Consider the following 25,130-nt stretch of genomic DNA (forward strand, 5'->3'; position numbering starts at 1 on the left):
AAGTAGTAAGTAACAGCTCACTTATTTTTTAATCTATAGATTTCAATGGTAATCGTTCTACTGCTTTTATTGCCATATCTCATACAAAAAAAGTCTAAGATAATCGTTTATACAAAAATTATCATGGATGAATAAAAAACGTATAAAATCAATTGAATATAATTTTGATATACTCGGGTTCTTAATAGGACAAGGTTATGAGTATGAAATTTTTTCAACTGACCTTGAAATGCTCGACAAGGTACGTAACATTAGTTAAATTATTTAGCATTCTAGAAGTCTAAACGTATAAATGTATATAAAAGGGGATGAACGATGCCAATTCGTTTACCAGACGAGCTACCTGCAGTGAATTTCTTACGTGAAGAGAATGTTTTTGTCATGACCACGACAAGGGCTAGTCTTCAGGAGATACGCCCCTTGAAAGTCTTATTATTAAATTTGATGCCAAAAAAAATTGAAACTGAGAATCAATTTTTACGTTTATTATCAAATACTCCGCTACAGGTTGATATCCAATTATTACGGATTGATCAGCGTGAATCTAAAAATACGCCAACAGAACATTTAAATAATTTTTATTGTGACTTTGAAGATATTAAAGACCAAAATTTTGATGGGCTAATTGTTACAGGTGCTCCTTTAGGATTGGTTGAATTTGAAGATGTTGCTTATTGGCAAGAAATAGAAAAAGTGATCGCATGGGCTAAGTCTCACGTCACATCTACTCTATTTGTTTGTTGGGCTGTACAGGCTGCACTAAAGGTTTTATATGAATTACCTAAATGGACAAGGAAAGAGAAATTATCAGGTGTTTACCAGCATGATACAGTAGCCCCATATTCGCTGTTGACTAGAGGGTTTGATGCTTCATTTTACGCACCACATTCACGCTATGCTGACTTTCCCGAAGATCTTATCCGCCAGTACACTGATTTAGATATTCTAGCGAGCTCACAGGAAGCTGGTGCATATTTGTTTGCTTCAAAAGATAAACGTTTAGCCTTTGTGACAGGGCATCCTGAATATGATGGAGATACCCTCGCTTTAGAATATTGGCGTGATTTTAATGCAGGGATCTCTCCTGAGTTACCTTGTAATTATTTCAAGGATAATGATCCAAACAATGATCCAATTGTTAGTTGGCGTAGCCATGGGCATTTATTATTTTCAAATTGGCTAAACTATTTTGTGTACCAGATCACACCGTTTGATCTTACTCATATGCAACCAACATTAGATTGAAATCAATATTAAATTCTAAATTTAATTGTCATTACTTAGACAATATTTTTATAAATTGAATTATACTAGTTTATAAGTTTGATTTAACTAATTCCCTCCGAGTTATGGCAGCTAATAAAAAGCTGCTTTTTTATTTTTAAGATAAATTATCAAAAATAAAATTCCCTTCGTAATCGCTTGATTTAACGAATATTTAACATTTTTATTTTAAGTAAAGGAATGTTAAGTCAATTTTTTAATTGAGTTAAATTTATTATTTATCAATTAGATAATCTATTTTTTAATTAAAATGGAAATCGTTTTTGATTTATTTTGAATTTAATTCTATCCTTGATTCATAGTTAGCCATGAGCGAGGATTGACCAATGGAACAGCAGTTATCTATATCTGATTTAACATTTATAAAAGATATTACCCGTCAAGATGAAAAGGTATTACATGCTGATTCTATTGCTTTTTTATCGGAATTAGTTGACCGTTTCTTTGTTCGTAGGAAACAATTACTGAAAGATAGAATCGGAAGGCAAGAAATAATTGATTCAGGTACGTTGCCAGATTTTATTTCGGAATGTGATTCCATTAAAAATTCACAATGGAAAATACAGAATATACCTGAAGACTTACAAGATCGTAGAGTTGAAATAACTGGCCCTGTAGAACGGAAAATGGTGATTAATGCCTTGAATGCTAATGTGAAAATTTTCATGGCTGATTTTGAAGACTCTCTTTCGCCTTCATGGGAAAAATTAATTGATGGCCAAATTAATTTAACTGATGCAATTAAAGGCGATATTTCTTATACCAATGATAATGGAAAAGTTTATCAACTTAAATCTGATCCTGCTGTTTTGATTGCACGAGTACGTGGGCTGCATTTAGATGAAAAACATGTACTTTTTGGCGGTGTACCTATCCCTGGTGGGTTATTCGATTTTGCACTTTATTTTTTCAATAATTATCAAGCCTTATTAGAAAAAGGAAGTGGTCCGTATTTTTATATTCCTAAATTGGAGTCATGGCAAGAAGCCCTGTGGTGGAGCGATGTATTTAGCTTGGCGGAGGATATGGTAAACATACCAAGAGGGACAATTAAAGCCACTATATTGATAGAAACGTTGCCAGCAGTATTCCAAATGGATGAAATCTTGTACCACATGCGCCATCACATTGTGGGTTTAAATTGTGGCCGCTGGGATTATATTTTCAGTTATATCAAAACATTGAAAGAACACTCAGACCGAGTATTGCCTGATCGTCAGGTTGTGACTATGACTCAAGAGTTTTTAAGCGCTTATTCTCGTTTATTGATTAGAACCTGTCATCGCCGTGGTGCTTTTGCTATGGGGGGGATGTCTGCATTTATTCCTAGTAAGGATGCGCAAGAGAATCAAGCCATTTTGGCTAGAGTAAAAGCAGATAAAGAGTTAGAAGCTAAAAATGGACACGATGGCTCATGGATAGCGCATCCAGGACTTGCCGATACGGTGATGGATGTTTTTAATCAAGCACTTGGTGGAAATAAAAACCAGTTACAGGTATCTCGTGAATCAGATGATGAAGTAACCGCAGAGCAGCTATTGCAGCCTTGTGCCGGTGAACGAACGGAAGCTGGAATGCGAGCTAATATTCGAGTAGCGGTACAATATATTGAGTCGTGGATTACGGGTAATGGTTGCGTGCCTATCTACGGATTGATGGAAGATGCTGCAACAGCCGAGATATCAAGAACTTCAATTTGGCAATGGATCCGTCATGGCAAGGTTTTATCTAATGGCGAAAAGGTAACTAAGTTTCTATTTGAAGAAATGCTAGATGAAGAGTTACAGGTTATTCAAAAAGAGCTTGGTGATAAGCGTTTCCAAAGTGGTCGTTTTCGTGAGGCAGCTGATTTGATGCGTAGGATAACGACACAAGACGAGCTTATCGAGTTTTTGACTATACCTGGTTACCAATTAATAGATTAATCATTCAGTAAATATAATCCGATAGACCTTACATATTCTTATAAAGGACATTAACCATGACAACATCGCGCTTAGAGCAAATCTCTCAATTAGAAAATGAGTGGAAGAAGCCTCGCTGGAAAGGCATCACACGCCCTTACTCGGCTGAAGAAGTGATTAAACTACGTGGTTCCGTGAATCCAGAGCATACTTTGGCGCGTAAAGGAGCAGAACGCTTTTGGGCACAACTAAATGGTGGTTCTAAAAAAGGTTATGTAAATGCATTAGGTGCCTTAACGGGGGGGCAAGCTTTACAACAAGCTAAAGCTGGTATTGAAGCCGTTTATTTGTCTGGGTGGCAGGTTGCTGCGGATGCTAATACAGCATCGAGTATGTATCCTGACCAATCTCTTTACCCTGTTGATTCGGTTCCGTCTGTAGTACAAAAAATTAATAATACTTTTCGTCGAGCAGATCAAATTCAGTGGTCGAATGGAATTGGACCTGACAATAAAGAATATATCGATTTCTTTTTACCGATTGTAGCTGATGCTGAAGCTGGATTCGGTGGCGTATTGAATGCATTTGAATTGATGAAAAATATGATTGAAGCAGGTGCGGCAGCGGTTCACTTTGAAGATCAACTCGCAGCGGTTAAAAAGTGCGGTCATATGGGGGGAAAAGTGTTAGTTCCAACCCAAGAAGCTATTCAAAAATTAGTTGCTGCACGTTTAGCAGCTGATGTTTCTGGCGTACCAACACTTCTTATTGCAAGAACTGATGCAGATGCAGCGGATTTATTGACTTCTGATTGTGATCCTTATGATGCTGAATTTGTCACGGGTGAGCGAACGTCTGAGGGTTTTTTTCGTACCAATGCAGGTATTGAGCAAGCAATCAGCCGCGGTTTAGCCTATGCCCCTTATGCTGATTTAGTGTGGTGTGAGACGTCAAAACCTGATTTAGATGCGGCTCGTCAATTTGCCGAAGCTATTCATGAACAGTTTCCTGGTAAGTTGCTGGCTTACAACTGCTCTCCATCGTTTAATTGGAAGAAAAATTTAGATGATGCCACGATTGCTCGTTTTCAAGATGAACTTTCCGCGATGGGATATCGTTTTCAATTTATTACCTTAGCGGGTATTCACAGCATGTGGTTTAACATGTTTGATCTTGCTCATGCATATTCTCGAGGTGAAGGGATGAAGCATTATGTTGATAAAGTTCAAGAATGTGAGTTTGCTGCGATGAATAAAGGCTATACCTTCTCTTCGCATCAACAAGAGGTAGGAACTGGTTATTTTGATAAAGTGACCACAGTGATACAAGGTGGAACATCTTCTGTGACTGCATTAACGGGATCGACAGAAGAAGAACAATTCTAGTTTTAGTGATGAGATATCGGTTTTATTTTGATTTTTGAATCTCTGTTGTTTTGGTGTATCTGTTTATTTTTAAGGCACGTCACGGTGCCTGTTTTTTTATTGGGAGATAAAATGACATTAGCGACTGAACAGATAATTGCCCAAACTATCTTGCAAGGATTTGATGCTCAATATGGCCGATTCTTAGAAGTTACCTCTGGGGCGCAAGAGAGATTCGAACATGCGGATTGGCATGGCGTTCAGTATGCGATGAAACAAAGAATACAACTCTATGATCATCATGTCGGTTTAGTTGTCGCACAATTGCAGTGCATGGGACTCACTCAATCTTTGACACCGAATAGACTGTCACAGATTAAGCAAGTTTATGTGACACTCTTGCCTGATTATCCTCGTTTTGAAATTGCAGAAAGTTTTTTTAATTCAGTTTATTGCCGTTTATTTCAGCATCGAAAACTAACGCAGGAGAATCTATTCATTTTTACCTCGCAGCCTGCAAGACGTTTTCGTTATTTACCTCGCCCATTATCTCGTGAATATAAGTCTAAAGGTAATTTATCAAGTTTACTGTTTTCCATATTGAATGGTTTATCTTTGAGGTTACATTGGCGTGATTTAGCTTTTGATATTCAATGCATCATGGAAACGTTAAAAGGGCGATTTCCTCATATAGAAAATAAAAATATTAACTTACATGTTGCCAATGAATTATTTTATCGAAATAAAGCCGCTTGGTTAGTGGGGAAAATTTATATTGATGATGAAGTTCACCCTTTTTTATTGCCTATACATCATGATGATGAAAGTAAAATTTACATTGATACATGCTTAATTGAATTTGATGAGGCAAGCATTGTGTTTGGCTTTGCTCGCTCTTATTTTATGGTTTATGCGCCATTTCCAGCTGCGCTAGTTTTTTGGTTACGAGAAATTTTACCCAGTAAATCTATCGCTGAATTATATATGGCAATTGGTTGTCAAAAACATGGTAAAACAGAATACTACCGTGAATATCTTGCTTATATTAATTTCTCTCGTGAGCAATTTTCCATTGCACCCGGTGTTAAAGGTATGGTTATGTTGGTTTTTACATCACCATCATTTGATCGCGTTTTTAAAATAATTAAAGATGAATTTGCACCACAAAAAAATGTGACTAAAGAGCGGGTTCAAGAGTGTTATCGCTTAGTGAAAGAGCATGACAGGGTTGGTCGTATGGCTGACACTCAAGAATTTGAGAATTTTATTATTGAGAAACGTTTCATTAGTGATGAGCTAATGAATGAATTACAAAAAGAGGCAGCATCAAAAATAGAAGATCTTGGTGACAAGATATTGATCCGTCATCTTTATATGGAACGAAAAATGGTTCCGCTTAATATTTATATGGATGAGGCGAATGAAGAACAGCTAAATCACGTACTTGAAGAGTATGGCTGTGCTATCAAGCAGCTAGCAGCAGCAAATATCTTCCCCGGCGATATGTTATTTAAAAATTTTGGCGTAACGCGTCATGGGCGAGTAATTTTTTATGATTATGATGAAATTTGCTATATGACCGAGGTTAATTTTCGTCATATTCCAGAGGCTTTGTATCCTGAGCAGGAACTCTCTGCGGAGCCTTGGTACAGTGTTGGGGAACATGATGTTTTTCCCGAAGAATTTGCATCATTTATCTGTCAAAATCCCAATATTAGAGATTATTTATATCAGCACCATAATAATCTTTTTTCTGCTAATTATTGGCAAGAATTACAAAACAGAATTATTAATGGTCATGTAGAAGATGTTTTTGCTTATAGTGAGTCATTACGTTTTTGCCACCGTTTTACTGAGACGGTATGCGATTAAAAATGAAAATAAAAAAGTGTTAGATGGATGTCAGTGACGGGCGCCAATTGCGCTAGGCATGTATAAACTCATAAGCTAATTAATCTGCTGAGTATGGGAGAGTAAGTTAGCTAAAAGCTGACAGGCATCGACTAAATTGTTGGATATTCATAATGTGATTTAAGTGATTAGAGCACAATTTTAATGCTACCTTATCGTATGATGATTATAGCTAGGAAGTGATTATTCTTATTGGTGATAACCATTTGATATTAAAGGTTGCAGAGCCTTTTTATTGGCTTTCACAACATATAAAGATTAAGAAATGTTTGATTGAAATCTATTTGATTAAAAAATGTTTTGCTTATTTTATTCTACATTGAGAGGCTCTTACCTAGTTGGGCTAGGTGGTGAACCTCTCATCTTGATTACGTTGATTATTAGATGAAGATTTTCAATTCAAACGCTTTTATAAAAAAAAACGACCTGTAAAAATTAACAACTTCTCTATTTAATGATTTTTGACGTAATCATTAAATATCTAATATTATGATGATCTAAAGTTTAGGCTTTAGTCCCTAAAATTGCTTCTTGTGCTAATTGAGTGATTTTTTCATAGTTACCAGAGGTTAGAGCCTCTTCAGGTACTAACCAAGAGCCACCAATACATAACACGCTATCTAGGGCCAGATAGTCACGATAGTTGGCAAGTGAAATACCACCTGTAGGGCAAAATTTGACTTGTGAAAATGGTCCGGCGATGGCTTTTAGTGCTTTAACGCCACCATTAGCTTCAGCAGGAAAAAATTTAAATTCTTTTAAGCCATAGCGCATACCTAGCATGAGCTCTGATACTGTCGAAATTCCAGGTATCAAAGGAATATTTCCTTGCGTCGCTGCACTTAATAAATCATCTGTAAGGCCAGGGCTAATAGCAAACTGCGCACCCGCTTCGGTCACGGCAATAAGCTGTTGAGCGTTAATTACTGTACCGGCACCGATAATTGCATCAGGTACTTCTTTAGCAATTAAACGGATTGCATCAATAGCACATTCAGTACGTAATGTGACTTCAAGTACCTTAATTCCGCCTTTAACTAAAGCTTTAGCTAAGGGCACTGCTTGTTCTAGTTTATTGATGACAATGACAGGAACAACAGGGCCTTGTTCAAGTACACTTTTAGCGGTCATTTTCCAATTATTCATACGTTATCCTATTAATAAAATAGATTAGAACTCGATACAGCAAGCGCCTTCTTCCGCGCCAGATAAGTTTCGCCTTAATGCACCAAATAATTCTCTACCACAGCCAATGCGTTCATTACTGAGGTCTGGCTGATAAGGTTGACGGGCTATGAGGTCTTTTTCATCGACCAATAATGATAATTCGCCCGTTAATGCATTTACACGAATAATATCACCGTCTTTTACTTTAGCTAAAAGGCCATTATTGTAAGCTTCAGGTGTGACATGAATGGCAGAAGGTACTTTACCTGATGCTCCAGATAAACGGCCATCAGTGACTAAGGCAACTTTGTAGCCTTTATCCATTAAAACGCCTAGGGGTGGCATCAGTTTATGCAGTTCAGGCATCCCATTAGCGGAGGGGCCTTGAAAACGTACAACGATGATGCAATCACGATTGAGCGCACCGGATTCAAATGCAGGTGTAATATCATTTTGGTTATTAAATACGATAGCTGGTGCTTCAATAACTAGATTTTCTTCTGGGACTGCTGATGTTTTTATCACTGCTCGACCTAAATTACCTGAGACTAATTTAGTGCCACCATGGGGAGAAAATGGATGTTTAATATCAGAAATGACCTTATTATCATAAGATGTTTCTGGGCCTTCACGCCATTCTAATTTCCCATTATTTAGCCATGGTTCTAAGGTGTAGCGAGAGAGACCAAAACCTGCAACAGTATGTACATCTGGATGTAATAAGCCTTTTGTTAGCAACTGTCTGATGAGTAGTGATACACCGCCTGCGGCTTGAAACTGATTGATATCTGCTTGTCCGTTAGGGTATATGCGGCAGATCAACGGTACGACGGCAGAAAGATCAGAAAAATCATCCCAATTGATAATAATGCCTGCTGCTCTAGCAATTGCAACGAGATGCATCGTTAAGTTAGTTGAACCACCTGTCGCAAGTAGTGCAACAATACCGTTGATGATGACTTTCTCGTCAACGAGTTGTCCTACGGGTAAATAGTGACCTGATTGCTCAGTTAGCCGCGTAATTTGGTGTGCAGCAGCATTCGTCAATGCTGTTCGTAATGGGGTATCTGGTTGAACAAATGATGAACCTGGAAGGTGTAGCCCCATCACTTCCATCATCATTTGGTTTGAATTTGCTGTGCCGTAAAATGTACATGTTCCTATGCCGTGATAAGACGCGGCCTCAGCTTCCAATAGCGCATTCCTATCGACTTTCCCTTCAACATAGAGCTGGCGGATACGTACCTTTTCTTTGTTTGGTAGCCCCGTGGTCATTGGCCCTGCAGGAATAAATATTGCGGGTAAATGGCCAAATGACAGTGCTGCAAGCATTAAGCCTGGGACTATTTTGTCGCAAATACCTAAATATAAGGCACCATCGAACATATTATGAGAAAGGCCTATCGCGGTTGACATGGCAATGACATCGCGACTGAGCAGTGAGAGCTCCATGCCATCTTGTCCTTGAGTCACGCCATCACACATTGCAGGCACACCAGAGGCGACTTGCCCAATAGCGCCAGCTTCAAGTAGAGCGGTTTTTAACTGTTCAGGGTACCTATCATAGGGGCGATGGGCAGAAAGCATATCGTTGTATGAGTTGATAATGGCAATATCAGAGTGGGTCAGGCTTTTTAATATTTTCTTTTCGTTGCTTTCACATGCTGCAAAACCATGAGCTAGGTTACCGCAAGCAAGTTCAGCTCTATGTACTGTTGAGCTACGAGCTTGTTTAATTTTGTTGAGATAAGCTTCTCGCGTTTTCTTAGACCGAGATATTACACGTTGAGTAATGCGTATTATGTCGTTATTTACAACTGGAGAATCTTCCGCTACAAGGTTGTTATTGCTCATAATAATTGCTCCATGCCACTAAAAAATGATATGTCTACAAAACGGGTGTTTGTTGTGACTAATGAATATTTTATTTGTTAATAAATCAATACAGGTATAAATGTATTCAAAATGTTACCGGTAACATTGTTGAATGAAAATGAAAATGTTGCAATGACAAAAATGATCATTCCAACTTATCTGTGATCTGTATCAAAATTAATTTTTAGTGCTTTTTAAAATAGTATTGGGTTTTATTATTAAATGTTCATATTGAATAGATGAATTTATTCATAAAATTAAGGTCTATTGATCTGTCATACGATGAGGAATATATGTAATGAAAAGAGGAAAAAAGCACGATGTATAAATGTGTGGGTGCTGTGGTTATCTTTTTAGCTTCTCATTGGGTAAGTGCTGATGTGGTTTTTACATCGGGTTCTTATTCAATTTTAGAAAATGTACTAGTAGAGAGTCAAAATACCCGACAAGAGCTGAAAACTAAAGCTATCACACAGACCTTGCTAAGCACGCCTTATAGCAAGAGTACATTGAATATGAATCCATTATCAGTAGAACGGCTAATTGTGGATTTGAATGCGATGGATTGCATGACTTTCATTGAATACACGGAAGCGTTTAGGCGTGCTGAAAATTATCAACAATTTATTTCTAATCTTATTAATATTCGTTATATAGACCAACAAGTTACTTTTAGTAACAGACGCCACTTTTTTACTGATTGGGCTCAAGAATCTAAACCCATTGCCGTTGATATCACTACAATGATTAGCTCACACGCAGTTCCTATTGAGAAAAAACTAAATTGGAAAGGTAATGGAGGTTCATTCATTTCTGGTTTAGGCGTTAAGGCTAGGTTAATAAACTACATACCGACACGTTATGTAGATGAAGGTTTAATCGAATTATTAAAAACGGGAGATTATATTGGGATATATTCTAAAAATCAGGGGTTAGATGTTACCCATGTTGGTATTGTGATTAAAGAAAACAAGCAAGTTGTATTTAGAAATGCATCATCATTACGTCATAATTTAAAAGTGAGTGATGTAGAGCTCAGGCATTACTTAGATGATAAAGTGGGAATTATTGTTTTTAGGTCAAGTTTAGATTATTACTCTGACATAAACTAACTGAGTGCCTATTATTTAATACTTTACTCATTATTTTCATATGAAAACATTTGTTTAATAAGTTTCTATAAGCTATTCATAATCTAAAGATTAACTTATCTTTATTTTTAAAAAATAAAAATAAGTTAAATTTAATGTATTGAATTTATTTGTATTAGTTACTAATTATTTCTGGTGTTATTTAAAGTGTAAATGAATATTAAATTATCGGAATAATAAATGATTTTTTATTTTATCTATAAAACTAAGGTGATTGGAAAATTCATTTATAAAGCAATAGATTGCTCTTAAAAATAATACGGATGTCTCTTATCTTCATTAGAAAGTAAGGTTAATTCCTATCAATTTTTAACTTTTGATTGTTCATAACTATTTTAAATGTAAGGGATTAATTTTATAATGAATAATACTAGCTAAGTCTTTCTTTTTATTTTTTTGGGGGAAGGTATGCATATACCGGATAAAAAAAATATTTATGCATTATTAGGAAATCATTTACGTAAAGCTAGGGTTGGTAAAGGCTTGTCGGGAAATGAGTTAGCCGCAATTATTAACTTAAGTCAGCAACAAATTTCTCGTTATGAGCTTGGAATTAATAAGTTAAGTTTAGATAAACTCATTGAAATTGTTATTTTTTTAGAGATAGATATTGATGATATTACGAGTCTTATATCTAAACAGGTTGAGTATGAAAAAGGAGTATGTCTTGCTGATTAAATAGCCTGTCGATATTTTATGATTTTAAAAAATAAAATTGTATAATTATAAATAACAACCGAAATCTTGACATGAGTTACCATTGTTATGTGTAATGGGGTAGATAAGAAATCTTATTTAATTTTCCTTAAGTTATCTTAGTAATCACAGTATAACCGCCAGATAATATATTATTAAGTCGTCATAATATAAAGTGAGTATTGTTACTATAACTTATTACTAACTGGATGTTTATGTTGTGATCTTTAAAATAAAAATCACACAGAGATTGAAAAATAAGCCTTTATTTTTAACGTTTAAAGGAAAGTTGTTCTTTAAACTAGAGAAGTATAAGGCTTTAAATTAACAAGTATAAATTTAAAATAATCACCTAATACTGTTTTAGGTCATTAGGGGTGAATATATAATTGTTGTATAAAAATAGTATCAGATGTTTTTATAAAAACCCTTTTCTAAGGTATATCACCTTTTTATAGTGTTATTTAGCACTGTATGTTTAAATAAACAACTAATAGAAATGGAATAGGGTACGATAAGATGTACAAAGGAATAGGGATATTTATTATATTCTTACTTATTGGGTGTTCAAGCCCATCATCACAAACAGGTTATTACCTCGACCATAGTTACTCGTCAAAAAATACCAGTGAAAGAATTCAGTATGTTGTGCTGCACTATACTGTTTCAGATGATGAGCAATCTATTAAGATACTGACAAAAGGCAAAGTGAGTTCTCATTATCTTATTCCAAGTCAGCCGCAACAGAAAAATAATCAACCTATTGTATTGCAATTGGTTCCTGAATCGTTAAAGGCGTGGCATGCAGGAGATAGCCGTTGGCTTTATCATACTAGTATGAATGATAGCTCAATTGGTATTGAGATTGTGAACGGAGGTTTCTCTGATGATAAAAAAGGGAATAAAACGTGGGCTCCGTTTAATGATATTCAAATTGTAGCGCTTATCCCGTTAGTTAAAGATATTATGCGGCGTTACAATATTCCTCCAGAAAATATTCTTGGTCATAGTGATGTTGCTCCGCGACGTAAACAAGATCCAGGAAGAGCTTTTCCGTGGCAGCGGCTATCACAACAAGGCATTGGCGCTTGGCCTGATCCTAAAACGGTCACTAAATATTTAGCGGGTCGAAATGTGAATGAGCCGACGAATATCTTACAATTACAAAAAGCATTAAAATTTTATGGCTACTCTGGAATACCATTAACAGGAAAACTTGATAGGGAGACACAAAGTACTCTTCGCGCTTTCCAGTTACATTTCCGGCCTCGAGATATTGACGGACGTGCAGATGCAGAAACTGAAGCTATTGTATTTGCGTTGATTGAAAAATATCGCGATATGTCACGATTTAAGGCATATCAGCAGAAAAAACAGTCAGAAGAAAGCTTTTCTAATCAACATGGGGATTAGTTCGTATTTTTCGTAACTGTTTAATCATCTTAGTGATCCATTTAAGTCTCTGTGAATATTTAATTAACGGTTCGCACCATATTCACGGCTGATTTCTTTTGCTGCTTTGATGACCATAGCGCCGAGCTCGGTAATTCGGTCATCAGTGATACGAGATAGGGGGCCTGAAATTGAAATAGCAGCAAAGGCCTCTTTATGCTCATCGTAAATACAAGCTCCGATACATCGTAAACCAAGGGCATGTTCTTCATCATCATAAGAAAATCCTTGTTTTTTAGCTTGTTGTAGATTCTCTTTTAATGCAGAAGGATTAGTTAATGTATGAGGCGTGTAGGCGTGTAAGCCTTTTTTACTGAGTAGCGAAAATAGTTTTTCTTCGGTAAGGTTCGCAATAAAAGCTTTACCTGCTCCCGATGCATGTAATGGGAGCTTGCCACCAATCGGTGCCGACATTCTCATCAAAGCATTACATTGAACCTGATCAACAATCACGGCATCGTATTCACTGCGATCGAGAATGGCTAAATTAACCGTTTCACCAGATCCATCCATCAAACGACGTAATATTGGATGTACAAGTGCGAGTAAGTTGCGGCTTTCAAGAAAACTACTGCCGATAATGAATGCATTAGATGCGATGACCCACAGTCCTAAATCGCCTGTCTGGCGTACAAAACCATGTTGCTCTAACGTCATCAGTAGGCGATGAGTGGTTGAGTTAGGTAAACCTGATTGAAGAGCGATATCGGTTAATGCAATACCGCCAGTTGATTCAGAAATATATTCCAAAAGTGTCAGTCCACGACTTAATGATTGGACTTGTCCTGCTGCTGTAGCGCCGCTGGCAGGGCCTTTTGCCTTTTTTAATTTTTTTGTAATTGGTGCAGTCGCCATTAAGTCTCTCCTGACTGGAATGTATTTTTGTTTCTATTATGAATGATTTCCCCTGAAAATACTCATCGGATCAGTGAGAAATTAGATCTGGAGGCAACCTGAGAAACTCTCATCACAGCGATAAATTTTCTAACTGAAAGTTGTGATAGGATGTGAGAGCGAAAAATTTAACTTATTATTTGGGTGTCCGATTTCAGGAGGGCAGTGCAGTGTCCAGTAAAATCAAACAATTAGAACAAGAATTAAAGAAGCGCATCTTAGTCCTCGATGGTGCTATGGGAACGATGATCCAGCGCCATAAATTAACCGAAGAACAATTTCGCGGTGAAAGATTTGCTGATTGGCCTAGCGATCTAAAAGGTAATAATGATCTTCTCGTACTGACGCAACCGGATATTATCCGTGAGATCCATAGCCAATATTTTGAAGCTGGCGCGGATATTATTGAAACCAATACATTTAACTCGACGCCAATCGCGATGGCTGATTACCGAATGGAAGCTCTTTCCGCTGAAATTAATCAGGTTGCTGCGCAGATTGCGCGTGAATGTGCTGATGAATGGACGCGCAAAACACCAGAGCAGCCACGTTATGTCGCGGGTGTTTTAGGTCCAACTAACCGAACTGCCTCGATCTCCCCCGATGTTAATGACCCTGCATTTAGAAATGTGACCTTCGATTTGCTGGTGGATGCTTATCGTGAATCAACGCGCGCTTTAATTAATGGTGGTGTTGATTTAATCATGATCGAAACCATTTTCGATACGTTAAACGCCAAAGCAGCTATTTTTGCGGTAGAAAGTGAATTTGAAGCACTCAATATTTATTTGCCCGTGATGATTTCTGGCACGATCACCGATGCATCAGGTCGAACGCTATCTGGGCAAACGACCGAAGCCTTCTATAACTCTTTACGTCATGCACAGCCATTATCATTTGGCCTTAATTGTGCATTAGGCCCTGATGAGCTACGTCAATATATCGCTGAATTATCTAGAATTTCTGAGTGTTATGTAAGCGCTCACCCAAATGCAGGTTTACCTAATGCGTTTGGCGAATATGATCTTGATGCACAAAATATGGCTGCGCAAATTCATGAATGGGCGCAAGCCGGATTCTTGAATATAGTCGGGGGTTGTTGCGGAACCACGCCTTTGCATATTCAAAAAATGGCTGAAGCAGTCAAAGGTTTGGCACCACGGCAGCTCCCTGAATTACCGATTGAATGTCGATTAGCGGGCCTTGAGCCACTTAATATTGGGCAAAAATCATTATTTGTTAACGTGGGTGAGCGTACTAATGTCACCGGGTCAGCAAAATTTAAACGCTTAATTAAAGAAGAAAACTATCAAGAAGCGTTAGATGTTGCTCGTCAACAAGTTGAAAGTGGCGCACAGATTATTGATATCAATATGGATGAGGGAATGCTGGACTCTCATGCTGCAATGGTGCGATTTTTGAACTTAATTGCCGGTGAACCTGATATTTCTCGTGTGCCGATTATGATTGACTCCTCTAAATGGGAGGTTATTGAAAAAGGTCTTAAGTGTATACAGGGTAAGGGGATTGTTAACTCTATTTCGATGAAAGAAGGAGAAACCGCTTTTATCGAACATGCTAAATTAGTACGTAAGTATGGGGCTGCAATGGTTGTTATGGCCTTTGATGAGATTGGGCAAGCGGATACTCGTGAACGAAAAATTGAGATTTGTCGCCGTGCTTATCAAATATTAACTGAAACCGTTGGTTTTCCACCTGAAGATATTATTTTCGATCCTAATATTTTTGCGGTAGCGACGGGTATCGAAGAACATAATAACTATGCGGTTGATTTTATTGAAGTCTGTAAAGATATTAAACAACAACTGCCGTATGCGATGATTTCAGGTGGTGTATCCAATGTATCATTCTCATTTAGAGGAAATGATGCTGTTCGTGAAGCTATCCATGCGGTTTTTTTGTATTACGCGATTCGAAATGGCATGGATATGGGGATCGTAAATGCGGGGCAATTAGCCATTTATGATGATTTACCCTCAGAGTTAAAAAATGCAGTTGAAGATGTCATTTTAAACCGTCGGGATGATGGTACTGAGCGTTTATTAGAGCTTGCAGAAAAATATCGCTCGACAGGGTCAGAAGAACAACAAATACAGCAAGCAGAGTGGCGAAGTTGGGAAGTTGAAAAACGCTTAGAGTACGCCTTGGTTAAAGGTATCACTGAATTTATTGTTCAAGATACGGAAGAGGCGAGAGCACGTGCAACAAGTCCAATTGAAGTCATTGAAGGTTCTTTGATGAACGGAATGAACGTGGTAGGAGACCTGTTTGGTGAAGGAAAAATGTTTCTGCCACAAGTCGTGAAATCCGCCCGAGTCATGAAACAAGCTGTTGCTTATTTAGAACCGTATATTAATGAATTAAAACAGTCGAGTAGCAGTGCAGGTAAAGTCCTACTGGCGACAGTGAAAGGCGATGTACACGATATCGGGAAAAATATTGTTGGTGTAGTTTTACAATGTAATAATTATGAAATCATTGATTTAGGCGTTATGGTGCCGTGCGAAACTATTTTAAAAACCGCCCGCGAGCAAAATGTCGATATTATTGGTTTGTCTGGGCTAATAACACCATCCCTTGATGAAATGGTACATGTTGCTAAAGAGATGGAAAGGCAAGGTTTCTCACTGCCATTATTAATTGGCGGCGCAACAACTTCTAAAGCACATACTGCGGTTAAAATTGAACCTAATTATGTTCGTGGGCCAACCACTTATGTCTCTAACGCTTCTCGTACCGTTGGGGTTGTTTCTGCATTACTTTCTGAAATAAAAAAACCAGAATTTATAGAACGTACACGTCGCGAATATGAAACCGTCCGTCAGCAACATGGGCGCCGTAGGCCAAAAACACCGCCTGTTTCTCTTGATGTTGCGCGTGCGAATTCGGTAAAAATTGACTGGACAAATTATCAGCCCCCTGTACCTAATTTCTTAGGTGTTCAAGAAGTAGAAGCCTCTATTGAGGTATTGCGCCATTATATTGATTGGACTCCTTTTTTCATGACGTGGTCTCTCGCGGGTAAATATCCGCGAATTTTAGATGATGAAGTAGTGGGCTCTGAAGCTCGTAGGTTATTAGCTGATGCCAATGAGATGTTAGATATGTTGGCAGAGAAAAAACTGCTGACGCCTAAAGGTATTTTTGGTTTATTTCCAGCAAACAGTGTAGGGGATGATATTGAAATTTATCACTCTTCATTGCGTGATAGCGTTCAGGCTGTTGGGCTTAATTTACGTCAGCAAACATTGAAAACTGATTTTCCAAATTATTGCTTATCGGATTTTGTTGCACCTAAAGAGAGTGGTAAGGCCGATTATATCGGTGCATTTGCCGTGACTGGTGGTTTAGAAGAAGACGCGCTGGCTGAGCAATATGAAAATGAGCATGATGATTATAATAAAATTATGCTTAAAGCATTAGCAGATAGATTGGCGGAAGCATTTGCAGAATATTTACATCAGCAAGTAAGAATGCGTTATTGGGGCTATGCCGCAGATGAAAATTTGAGTAATGAAGAGCTCATTCGTGAAAATTATCAAGGAACACGGCCTGCTCCAGGGTATCCGGCTTGTCCTGAACATACTGAGAAAGAAAAGATTTGGCAGTTACTGGACGTTGAAACGCAGGTCGGCATGAAATTGACGAGCTCATTTGCGATGTGGCCGGGAGCTTCGGTATCGGGTTGGTATTTTAGTCACCCTGATAGTAAATATTTTGCGGTGGCGCAACTACAGAAAGATCAAATCGAAGATTATGCAAAGCGTAAAGGGATGTTAGTGACTGAACTTGAGCGCTGGCTAGCACCTAATTTAGGTTATGACCCGGAGGACTAATGGATCAGTGGATTGATTTTTCATGCATTAGGCACCATCTTATAGCTATGACATTCAAAGGGGCCAAATGATGAGCTATGAATTTATTATTGAAGAAAAACTACCATCAGCGTCAGTTTTTCCTTATCAGATTCAAAATAGTGCAGCGCCAGAAACGTTCATATTGAGTGAAGATGCTGTAAGCGCCATGATGAGTATTTTACAAATTATGGATAAGCTTGATACAGATGATTCACTCAATGAACACTGTTTTAATCAGATATGGTTAAGAAGTGAGTTAACTCCGGCGAGAGCAGAAGAAATCTATTTATTTCTTGAAGAGCAAGAAAAAGTAGAACCTCTACCTTCTGATGAGGAAATTACGGCTTTTCATCAAGCACAAAAAGATGAAGATAAACTGTTATCTCAAGAAAGTGCTAAAGATGGGATGATACCGGTACATAAGTTTTCGACTAATGATGGCTGGTTAGTGACATCTAAAGAAAGTGGATTGATTGCAGAGACTTTTTCGCCTGAGTTAATTAAAGAAAATCATTTTGTGATCTCTCAGATTTCAAGTTTGTGTAATATTAGCCATCCAAAACTAGAAGTGATATTCATCGAATGGGGCAAGTTTAATTTATTTGCCAGTAAACATGGTGGTTATCGAGTTAATTAATCGATAGTGTTTATTTTTGATTTGGCTTCTTACTTGTAAATATGACTGTTCAGTGCAGCTAAGGTCTTGGAGTATTGAGTGGTTAGCTGCCTGAATTTTTATCCGCTATTCTTGCTCAATTTCATTATTTTAAGCTTGAGTCCCTTATGATTTTTTTATTGAGGTGTTATGTTAATAACATCATTCTAGTTAATGGATTAAATCGATGAAATTACACCATCTATTGCTGGGTCTGTGTATTAGCTATATCCCTTTTACACAAGCTGAATCTGTAAAAGGGGACTCAATAAAAGAAAAATCTCAGACCCTCTTAGTACAAACAAAACAGAATGATTTTCCTGCTGAATTTAAAAAGAAAATGACACAGGCATCTAATGGCGATGTGAATGCGATGATTGATATCGGCATTGCTTATATGGATGGGACTGAGTTTTTAGAGGCTGACGATAAAATCGCCTATCGCTGGTTTAAAAAAGTCGCTGATTTAGATAACACGGATGGTGATTATTACCTCGGTATGTTATTACAAAACCAGAAGAAATACACTGAAGCCGCAAATTGGTACCGCAAAGGTGCAGAGAAAGGTGACGCCTATTGCCAATATGCCATGGGATTTTTATATGAACGTGGTCTAGGGGTCAAAGAAGATGATAAGCAAGCCAAGGCATGGTATTCGGAAGCGGCAGAGCAAGGGCAAGCGCACGCTCAGTTTGCGTTAGGTATGTTTTATCATGATGGTTTAGGGGGCGACGTTGATTATCAAAAAGCCCGTGAATGGTATGAGAAAAGTGCTGAAAATGGCATATCAGCAGCCTTTAATAATCTTGCCGTGATGTATGAGAATGGTGAAGGGCTTGAAAAAGATGATGCAACTGCCATTTATTTATATCGACAAGCTGCCAATATGGGCTCGGCAATTGCTCAAACAAACATGGGTGATTTTTATCAAAAAGGCCATCCTCTAATCGAAAAAAATAGTTATCAAGCAATTTATTGGTATAAAAGAGCGGCTTTGCAAGGCGATACATCGGGCCAGCTAGCGATGGCAAAAGCGTATGAGAATGGTGATGGCGTTGGTCTGGATTTAGTGGAAGCTTTTGCATGGTATCAACGTGCTGCTCTCAATGAGTCATCGGAAGCAGGCATGAAAGTGGCTGAGTTCTATGAAAAAGGGTTGGGGGGAGTAAAACAAGATAATGCTAAAGCCGTTGAATGGTATCTCAGTATGGCAGATGACGATATTACGCCGGCGCAGCTTAAGCTTGCATCGCTTTATTTAGCGGGCGGTTTGAAAGACATTGATATTAAGAATATTGTCGATTGGCTTCAATTGTCAGAAGAAAATAGTATTGATGCAAAAAATCAATTAGCGGTGTTTTATTTAACGGGTACTGGGGTTTCGCAAGATCCACGTAAAGCGCGAGAGTTATGGGAAAAAGCGGCTTTTAAAGAAAACAGTGACGCTCAAAATAATTTAGCGGTGATGTATGCAAGAGGTATTGGGGGCGATAAAAATATTTTTCGCGCTGTAATGTGGTTTGAACGTGCAGAAAAGTTAGGCAATACTAAAGCAAAACAGAATTTGACATTGCTCAAAAATGAAACAAAGGTAAAAGCAAATGAATTGCAATATACCGATGATTTACAAAAAATTTTGATGAAAAGTAAATCTAATAAAGTTTAATCTGAATTAAAATTAGCATAATGATTACCTCATATTTGAATATGCAATAAGGCTGTGTATTGGCTTGGTTTTAAGGCAGTGGCAGACTTAAATATAGACGGTCATGAATACCGTCTATATTTTTAGGAATACTAAATCGTTATTACTCAAACAAATTACTATGCAGTGTGCGAACAATTTCTTCAGCATCATCCCCTGGCACTAATAAGCAGATATTATGGCTACTTGCGCCGTAGCTTATCATGCGAATATTAAATGATTCTAAAGCTCCAAATATTTGTCGACCAAGTCCATTCACTTGTGAAAGTTCATTACCGATGATGGCAACTAACGCAAGATTCTCTTCAACTTCAACACGGCATAGTGCGGATAGTTCAGTCATTAAGGCATTGGTTAATAAGCTGCCGTTAGTGCCTGTTGAACCCGTCGTATCAAGCGTGAGTGCAATGCTGACTTCAGAAGTAGTGATGAGGTCAACTGAGATATTATGACGTAGTAAAATGGTGAAAATTTCAGCAAGAAAACCACGTGCATGGAGCATTTTAAGGCTATGCAGCGTAAGTAATGTTTGTTTACGACGTAATGCCAATGCTCTAAATTGTGGCGGGTTGGTAGTTTTATCACATACAATTGTTCCGCCATCTTCTGGTGCTTTGCTTGAGCCAACAAACACAGGTATACCTGCTCTTACGGCCGGTAGCAATGTGGCTGGATGAAGAATTTTTGCCCCAAAAGTGGCCATTTCAGCTGCTTCATCAAAGGCAATTTCATCGATACGTTTTGCATTCGGTACGACACGAGGATCTGTGGTATAGATTCCGGGTACGTCGGTCCATATGTCAACGCGAGAAAGGTCTAGGACTTCAGCAAGTAGTGCTGCCGTATAATCGCTACCGCCACGGCCGAGAGTGGTCGTTCTGCCTTTTTGGTCACGGCCAATAAAGCCTTGAGTGATCACTACTGCATCGGCTAAGCGAGGGTATAAATGTTGTTGAGCTAACGCTTTTAATTGGGAAAGCTCTGGTTCTGCGCGGCCAAAGTTTTCATCGGTTCTCATCACTTTACGGACATCAAACCATTGTGAGTTAGTATTTCTTTGGCGTAAAACCTCAACAAATAACAATGTTGACATCAACTCGCCATGGCTGACCATTTCATCTGTTAGGGCATCAGATGTGGCAAGTGAGGCGGAGTCGGCTAGATGGGCAATATTTTCTAATAAGCGATTTACTTCTTCACGAATAATATCTGCGGTTTGTAGTTTATCAATGATCGCATATTGAATTTCTTTGATTTTTTGCAGTAGCTCGTTACGTTTATCTGCATCACAACCTTCAGCCAGTTCTATCAGTAAGTTGGTAATGCCTGCGGATGCAGACAGCACCACTACACGCACATTACGGTTGGATAGAACAATATCGGCACTTTTATTCATTGCGTCGAAATTTGCGACACTAGTTCCGCCAAATTTTGCGATAACAAACTGACTATTGTCTGGTGAAGGTACGGCAGTATTCATGATTTCAATCCCTTTAGATAAACGTGTTCTTATGCTTTATATATTTAAAATGGCGCTTAGACTCTAAGTATAGAAATATCGGGTTCTATGGGCTCAGTCAATGAAGAATCGATGGAAATCAGTAATTCTAATGATAGGTAATTAATTATTTGTTTTCTCGATATACTCGTTATACCTCAAGTCACATAGCTGTTGATGACTCTGAGCTTGAATTATTTAGGGTTAGATGTAATTAGGTCTGGCTAAATAGGCCATAATTGAGGAATATCACTAGAACGCAGAAAACCGATAAGTCTCGTTTCATTGACGGGTTACAATCTATTATTATTTAAAATTGTTTGGAGAGAGTTATTTATGAGAAGTATTAATCCAAGCCAGACGGCAGCATGGCGTGCGTTAGAACAACATTTCGACCAAATGAAAGAAGTTCATATGCGTGATTTATTTGCCCAAGATAAAGACCGCTTCACTAAATTTTCAGCGACATTTGATGACCAAATGTTGGTGGATTTCTCCAAAAATAGAATTACCCAAGAAACGTTAGATAAGCTTATTGCATTAGCCAAAGAAACTGAGCTGCAAGATGCAATCAAAAGTATGTTTAATGGTGAAAAAATTAATCGTACGGAAGATAGAGCGGTATTACACACGGCATTGCGTAATCGTGATAACACGCCTGTTTACGTTGATGGCAAAGATGTGATGCCAGATGTCAATGCAGTGCTGGAAAAAATGAGCCAGTTTAGTCAGCGCATCATTAGTGGCGAGTGGAAAGGTTATACCGGTAAAGCGATTACTGATGTAGTGAATATTGGTATTGGTGGCTCTGATCTTGGTCCATTCATGGTAACGGAAGCACTACGTCCTTATAAAAATCATTTAAATATGCATTTTGTGTCGAATGTTGATGGCACTCAAATCGCAGAAACATTGAAAAATATTAATCCAGAAACTACGTTATTTTTGATTGCTTCTAAAACATTTACCACACAAGAGACAATGACGAACGCGCACTCTGCCCGTGATTGGTTATTGGCGAGCGCAAAAGATGAAAAGCATGTTGCTAAACACTTTGTTGCGTTATCAACCAATGCGGAGCAAGTGGAAAAATTCGGTATTGATACTGACAATATGTTTGAGTTTTGGGACTGGGTTGGTGGTCGATATTCTCTGTGGTCAGCTATTGGCCTGTCTATTATTTTATCTGTAGGTTATGACAACTTCGTTCAATTACTGGACGGTGCTTATGCTATGGATAAACATTTTACGACTACAGAGCTTGAGAATAATATTCCAGTGTTATTGGCTCTGATTGGCATTTGGTATAACAATTTTTTTGGAACAGAAACTGAAGCGATTCTGCCATACGATCAGTACATGCATCGCTTCGCGGCATACTTCCAACAAGGTAATATGGAGTCAAATGGTAAGTATATTGATCGCGATGGCAACCCTGTTTCTTATCAAACGGGCCCAATTATTTGGGGCGAACCTGGCACTAATGGCCAACATGCTTTCTATCAGTTGATCCATCAAGGTACAAAAGTGATCCCGTGTGATTTTATTGCACCTGCAGTGACGCATAATCAGTTGGGCGATCATCATGAAAAACTGCTTTCTAACTTTTTTGCCCAAACAGAAGCGTTAGCGTTTGGTAAAACGCGTGAAGTTGTTGATGCAGAGTTTGCGGCGCAAGGTAAAAATGTTGCAGAGATGGAATATGTTGCGCCATATAAAGTGTTTGAAGGTAATCGACCGACAAATTCTATTTTGTTAAAAGAGATTACGCCTTATTCACTGGGTGCATTGATTGCTATGTATGAGCACAAAATTTTCACTCAAGGCGCTATTTTAAATATTTTCAGCTTTGACCAATGGGGCGTTGAGCTAGGTAAACAACTGGCGAGCCGTATTTTACCTGAGTTAGAAGATGGTGATGCTGTAGAGAGTCATGATAGTTCGACAAATGGCTTGATTAACCGCTATAAAATCTGGCGTTAATGGATTAGGTTTTTCGCTGAAACAGTCTGTTTAAACACAGGCTGTTTCAATATTAATGATTTATTTATATCTCTAACTCATTATTAATTAATATTATATTAACTTGTTTTTTACAATTCGTGTTGAATATGTGACTTTTTATATAAATTGTTAGCTAACTTTAACCTTGCAGCAAAACAACGTGATATCCTACTTAATAAGAAATAAGATAACTAAACCATGTATTTTATGGTGGAAATTTAAGTAATGGATGAAACGCTTTTTACCTCTCACCCGATTCATTGGTTGCCAGAGGATGATAAAGATAATGATAAATTAGTGCCAGCCAATACCCTTAATTGGTTATTAGAACTTGGCTCTATGACTCAACGATTTGAACAACATAGCCGACAAGTCACTGTGATACCTTATTTAGAACGCTATGTGTCACCTGAAATGTTGAGTGCAGAAGAGGCCAAATGTTTACCGGCAAGTCAGCGTTATTGGTTAAGAGAAGTGATCATGTATGGGGATAATATCCCATGGTTGTTAGGAAGAACGCTTATCCCAGAAGAAACACTCACCGATGATGACCAACAGTTAGTTGATATCGGCAGAGTACCATTAGGGCGTTATTTATTTAGTCGTGATAATCTCACTCGAGATTATATTCATATTGGCTCTAGTGCGAGTCGTTGGGTTCGTCGTTCCTTGCTAAGACTGTCAGATAAACCCTTATTATTAACAGAAATATTTTTACCTGAATCACCTGCATATATTATTAAATAATAAGTAAGAAAGGAGCACGACAAAGTGGAGGGAAGTATGACGCTAAGTAAATGGCATGCATACAGCCGTTTAATGCGTATTGATAGACCCATTGGCTCACTGTTATTACTGTGGCCGACGTATTGGGCACTATGGATTGCGGCTCAAAGTACACCTAGTTTGCATATCTTAATTGTTTTCACCGCAGGTGTATTTTTCATGCGCGCTGCTGGCTGTGTTATTAATGACTTTGCCGATCGCCATTTTGATGGGCATGTGGAAAGAACAAAACACAGGCCTTTACCGAGTGGTGATGTCACCGAAAAAGAAGCCAAAATCATATTTGTGGGTCTAGTTGGCCTTTCGTTTTTACTGGTATTGACCTTAAACTCAATGACTATTTGGTTATCCATCGCGGGTCTTGCATTAGCGTGGGTATATCCTTTTGTTAAGCGTGTTAGTCATTTACCTCAGGTTGTTTTAGGTGCGGCATTTGGTTGGTCGATTCCAATGTCATTTTCTGCCGTCAGTGAATCGCTGCCTTTAGTTTGTTGGTTATTGTTTTTAGTTAATATTCTTTGGTCGGTTATTTATGACACCCAGTATGCGATGGTTGACCGTAACGATGATTTAAAAATTGGTGTGAAATCGACGGCAATTTTATTTGGACGTTATGACAAGGTCATTATTGGTGGATTGCAGCTTTTAATGATTGGCTTATTGATTGTAATAGGCTCTTTAGCAAACTTAGGAACGGCTTATTATATATCATTAGTTTTTGTGTTAGCGCTGTTTATTTATCAGCAAAAATTAATGGTTAATCGTGAACGTGCTCCTTGTTTCAAAGCTTTTTTGAATAATAACTATGTCGGTCTTATTTTATTTATCGGTATTGTTGTGAGTTATTTCTAGCAGTATTAGGAAGATAATAAACGGACAATAAAAAAGGGTAATGCCATGACGCAT

17 protein-coding genes are annotated in these 25,130 nt (G+C 38.0%); 13 read left to right on the top strand and 4 right to left on the bottom strand.

What is annotated here, in order from left to right:
* Positions 1–315: 315 nt before the first annotated feature.
* The 4 genes from metA to aceK all read left to right on the top strand — a co-directional run bounded on the left by metA (position 316) and on the right by aceK (position 6,424).
* On the top strand, positions 316–1,245 hold the full coding sequence (metA, locus tag DD649_RS00555; protein WP_336428572.1) for a homoserine O-succinyltransferase: 930 nt from the start codon (positions 316–318) through the stop codon (positions 1,243–1,245).
* 365 nt (positions 1,246–1,610) lie between these two features.
* Positions 1,611–3,209, top strand: a complete 1,599-nt coding sequence (gene aceB / locus DD649_RS00560) for a malate synthase A (protein WP_294101345.1) — start codon at positions 1,611–1,613, stop codon at positions 3,207–3,209.
* A 56-nt stretch (positions 3,210–3,265) separates the two neighbouring features.
* Complete coding sequence (gene aceA, locus DD649_RS00565) at positions 3,266–4,573, top strand: isocitrate lyase (protein ID WP_294101347.1); 1,308 nt, start codon at positions 3,266–3,268, stop codon at positions 4,571–4,573.
* A 111-nt stretch (positions 4,574–4,684) separates the two neighbouring features.
* Positions 4,685–6,424 carry a bifunctional isocitrate dehydrogenase kinase/phosphatase gene (aceK, locus tag DD649_RS00570; protein WP_294101349.1) on the top strand — a complete coding sequence of 580 codons (1,740 nt, stop codon included), beginning with the start codon at positions 4,685–4,687 and terminating at the stop codon, positions 6,422–6,424.
* 543 nt (positions 6,425–6,967) lie between these two features.
* Here the strand turns inward: aceK and DD649_RS00575 are convergent.
* Both DD649_RS00575 and edd read right to left on the bottom strand, forming a co-directional pair.
* Positions 6,968–7,609, bottom strand: coding sequence for a bifunctional 4-hydroxy-2-oxoglutarate aldolase/2-dehydro-3-deoxy-phosphogluconate aldolase (locus tag DD649_RS00575; RefSeq protein WP_294101352.1), 642 nt, complete (start codon positions 7,607–7,609; stop codon positions 6,968–6,970).
* 24 nt (positions 7,610–7,633) lie between these two features.
* The gene (edd, locus tag DD649_RS00580; RefSeq protein WP_294101353.1) at positions 7,634–9,484 is read right to left on the bottom strand and encodes a phosphogluconate dehydratase; all 1,851 of its coding nucleotides are present in this window, start codon (positions 9,482–9,484) and stop codon (positions 7,634–7,636) included.
* Positions 9,485–9,825: 341 nt separating this feature from the next.
* On the opposite strand from edd, the gene DD649_RS00585 reads away from it, so the two are divergent.
* From DD649_RS00585 to DD649_RS00595, 3 genes are all read left to right on the top strand, one after another.
* On the top strand, positions 9,826–10,617 hold the full coding sequence (locus DD649_RS00585) for an N-acetylmuramoyl-L-alanine amidase-like domain-containing protein (RefSeq protein ID WP_294101355.1): 792 nt from the start codon (positions 9,826–9,828) through the stop codon (positions 10,615–10,617).
* 447 nt (positions 10,618–11,064) lie between these two features.
* Positions 11,065–11,334 (top strand): helix-turn-helix transcriptional regulator, encoded by a 270-nt coding sequence (locus DD649_RS00590; RefSeq protein ID WP_294101358.1) that lies wholly within the window; start codon positions 11,065–11,067, stop codon positions 11,332–11,334.
* Positions 11,335–11,871: 537 nt separating this feature from the next.
* Entirely contained in the window at positions 11,872–12,765 is an 894-nt protein-coding gene (locus tag DD649_RS00595) for an N-acetylmuramoyl-L-alanine amidase (protein ID WP_294101360.1), read from the top strand.
* A 63-nt stretch (positions 12,766–12,828) separates the two neighbouring features.
* On the opposite strand, the gene iclR is transcribed toward DD649_RS00595, so the two are convergent.
* A complete protein-coding gene (gene iclR, locus DD649_RS00600) occupies positions 12,829–13,659 on the bottom strand; it encodes a glyoxylate bypass operon transcriptional repressor IclR (RefSeq protein ID WP_294101364.1) in 831 nt (276 codons plus the stop codon).
* Between the two features lie 209 nt (positions 13,660–13,868).
* Here iclR and metH point away from each other — a divergent pair, with 209 nt between their 5' ends.
* The 3 genes from metH to DD649_RS00615 all read left to right on the top strand — a co-directional run bounded on the left by metH (position 13,869) and on the right by DD649_RS00615 (position 19,897).
* A complete protein-coding gene (gene metH / locus DD649_RS00605) occupies positions 13,869–17,555 on the top strand; it encodes a methionine synthase (RefSeq protein WP_294101367.1) in 3,687 nt (1,228 codons plus the stop codon).
* Between the two features lie 70 nt (positions 17,556–17,625).
* On the top strand, positions 17,626–18,213 hold the full coding sequence (locus DD649_RS00610; protein WP_294101369.1) for a hypothetical protein: 588 nt from the start codon (positions 17,626–17,628) through the stop codon (positions 18,211–18,213).
* Between the two features lie 205 nt (positions 18,214–18,418).
* Positions 18,419–19,897: an SEL1-like repeat protein gene (locus tag DD649_RS00615; protein WP_294101374.1), complete on the top strand. Its 1,479-nt coding sequence runs from the start codon at positions 18,419–18,421 to the stop codon at positions 19,895–19,897.
* A gap of 142 nt (positions 19,898–20,039) precedes the next feature.
* Here the strand turns inward: DD649_RS00615 and lysC are convergent, their stop codons facing one another.
* Positions 20,040–21,416, bottom strand: a complete 1,377-nt coding sequence (gene lysC / locus DD649_RS00620; protein ID WP_294101377.1) for a lysine-sensitive aspartokinase 3 — start codon at positions 21,414–21,416, stop codon at positions 20,040–20,042.
* Between the two features lie 354 nt (positions 21,417–21,770).
* On the opposite strand from lysC, the gene pgi reads away from it, so the two are divergent.
* The 3 genes from pgi to ubiA all read left to right on the top strand — a co-directional run bounded on the left by pgi (position 21,771) and on the right by ubiA (position 25,076).
* The gene (gene pgi, locus DD649_RS00625; protein ID WP_294101380.1) at positions 21,771–23,417 is read left to right on the top strand and encodes a glucose-6-phosphate isomerase; all 1,647 of its coding nucleotides are present in this window, start codon (positions 21,771–21,773) and stop codon (positions 23,415–23,417) included.
* Positions 23,418–23,663: 246 nt separating this feature from the next.
* On the top strand, positions 23,664–24,185 hold the full coding sequence (ubiC, locus tag DD649_RS00630; RefSeq protein WP_294101383.1) for a chorismate lyase: 522 nt from the start codon (positions 23,664–23,666) through the stop codon (positions 24,183–24,185).
* Positions 24,186–24,221: 36 nt separating this feature from the next.
* A complete protein-coding gene (gene ubiA / locus DD649_RS00635; protein WP_294101385.1) occupies positions 24,222–25,076 on the top strand; it encodes a 4-hydroxybenzoate octaprenyltransferase in 855 nt (284 codons plus the stop codon).
* Positions 25,077–25,130: the final 54 nt, after the last annotated feature.

It is taken from the genome of Providencia sp. (genome assembly GCF_003533305.1).
Taxonomy (GTDB): Bacteria; Pseudomonadota; Gammaproteobacteria; order Enterobacterales; family Enterobacteriaceae; genus Providencia.